The following is a 1,991-nucleotide window of genomic DNA, read 5'->3' as shown; positions in this document are numbered from 1 at the left end:
CCCTGCAGCACGAACGCCACCACCATGTAGCTGCCGGACAGGCCGGTGATGTCGGGTGAGCGGAGCAGATCCCGCGTCTGGCCGAGCGCCCCGACCGCGATCGGGAGAATGACGACGATGCCGAACAGGGCTGAGGAGCCGAACTGCTCCACGGCGATGCAGGCGATGCCGACGATGATCCCCAGCGGCCACACCCGGGCCGACGGGAGGCCGCGGTCGCGCTGCACCATCGCGACGACGCAGGCGGCAAACAGGGCGCTGGCGAGGTTGGGAACGACGACGTTGGCGTGGCCGACGGTGAAGCCGTGCGCCGTCCAGCCGATGCCGACTCCCAGCAGGAGTTGCCACATCAGCAGCGACACACCGTCGCTCGTCCCGGCCCGCAGCAGCCGCACCACCTGGGGCAGCGACGCGAACGTTCCTGCGAGGGCGCACACCCAGCCCCAGATCACCACCATCGTCACGACTCACCAGCCTAGGAGCGGGCGGCGGCCCGGGTCAGGGCGGAGCCATCGGTTGCCATGTTCGTGCCATCGGCTCGCGACTAGGGTGACGACATGAGCATCCTGGTGATCACCGTGATCGGGACGGATCGGGCGGGGCTGGTCAGCGCGCTGGCCGGCGTCGTGGCCGACCATGAGGGCAACTGGACCCGTAGCCAGCTCGCGGAACTGGCGGGGGCGTTCGCCGGCATCGTGGTCGTCGAGGTGCCGGACGCGCGGGTCGCCGCCTTCACCGCGGCCGCGCTGGCGATCGACGGCCTGGAGGTCGTCGTGCAGGGCGGGCAGGAGGCCGCGACGCCGACCGCCCGCCAGGTGACGCTGGAGGTGCTCGGCAACGACCGGCCGGGCATCGTGAAGGAGATCTCGCGGGTCGTGGCCCGGCACGGGTTGTCGATTCTGGAGCTGCCCACCGACACCCGGGAGGCCCCCATGACGGGCGGCCGACTGTTCGAGGCGCGCCTGACGGTGGAGGTGGACGATCCGTCCGATCTGGACGCCGTCCGCGCGGACCTGGAGCGGATCGCCGCCGAGCTCATGGTGGACCTCTCCTGGGGGGAGGCGTGAGCGTCACTCTGCTGGCCCCGGAAGTGGCCCTGGCCGGGGACGGCGGCACGTCGGTCGCCCGCACCATTCCTCAGCGCGGGCACCTGAGCGTCGGGCCGTGGTGGTTCGTGGACGCCTTCGGTGGCGTCGCCGGTTCGCCGTCCGCCGCCGGGGATCATCCAACGGCCGGGGCGAGGCCGCACGGCCACGCGGGCATGCAGTCGATGACGTGGTTGTTTCGTGGCGCGTTGCGGCACACCGACGGTCTGGGCACCGACGCGGTGGTGCGCGCAGGCCAGGTGTTGATGTTCACCGCCGGGGACGGCGCCGTGCATGCGGAGGCACCGGTGGGTGCCGACCCTGCCGCCGGGGTGGCGCTCGGGCTGGTGTTGCCGCCGCAGGAGCGGCACCGGGCGGCCTCGGTGGAGGAGTTCTGGCCCGAGCCGGTGCGGTTCGGCGATCATGAGGTCGCGATCTTCGTCGGCGAACTGGGCTGGGAGGATTCCCCGGTCGAGGTGTTCTCCCCCGCCGTGGGTGCCGAGGTGCGGTTTGCCTCGCACGACCCGCTGGAGTTGCCGGTTCCCGAGGACTGGGAGTTCGGCGTCCTCGCGCTGGAGGATCCGGTCTGGGTCGACGGCGTCGAGGTGCCACCGGGGCATCTGGCGGTCGTGTCGGGTCAGGCATCGTTCGCGGTGACCGCGCAGGCGGATGCGGGGACGGTCGTCCCGGCCTTGGTGCTGGGCGGTCAGCTCCCCGAGCCGTTCGTGCCGTGGTGGAACTTCCTCGGCGCCGACCACGACGAGATCGCGTCCTGGGTCCGCGACTACGACGCAGCCCGCGGGGTCGGAGACGGGAACCCGGCGCGGTTCCCGCTGCCCGCAGGCGTGGCCCCGGGCGACCTCGCCCCGGTTCCACCGCTTCCGCCGGTGCGGCTCCTCCCGCAGC

At 72.4% G+C, this 1,991-nt stretch carries 3 protein-coding genes; 2 read left to right on the top strand and 1 reads right to left on the bottom strand.

Going from position 1 to position 1,991, the window contains the following annotated elements:
* Nucleotides 1-464 (bottom strand): hypothetical protein (locus tag V7E09_RS06005; protein ID WP_324523158.1); only part of this gene is annotated, 464 nt, incomplete at its 3' end.
* A 93-nt stretch (nt 465-557) separates the two neighbouring features.
* Between V7E09_RS06005 and V7E09_RS06000 the strand changes: the two genes are divergently transcribed.
* Together V7E09_RS06000 and V7E09_RS05995 are read left to right on the top strand one after the other, a co-directional pair.
* Nucleotides 558-1,067, top strand: a complete 510-nt coding sequence (locus tag V7E09_RS06000; RefSeq protein ID WP_324511532.1) for a glycine cleavage system protein R — start codon at nt 558-560, stop codon at nt 1,065-1,067.
* On the top strand, nt 1,064-1,991 hold a 928-nt coding region (locus tag V7E09_RS05995; protein ID WP_324523157.1), incomplete at its 3' end, for a pirin family protein. The genes V7E09_RS06000 and V7E09_RS05995, both read left to right, overlap by 4 nt.

The organism is Propioniciclava sp., assembly GCF_036744435.1.
Taxonomy (GTDB): domain Bacteria; phylum Actinomycetota; class Actinomycetes; order Propionibacteriales; family Propionibacteriaceae; genus Propioniciclava.
The sequence above is the reverse complement of the archived record's forward strand: the minus strand, read 5'-3'. Positions and strand labels throughout refer to the sequence as shown.

Excerpts from the sequence above, each read along its gene's own strand:
- V7E09_RS06000 (WP_324511532.1), top strand. The coding sequence starts at position 558 with ATGAGCATCCTGGTGATCACCGTGATCGGGACGGATCGGGCGGGGCTG.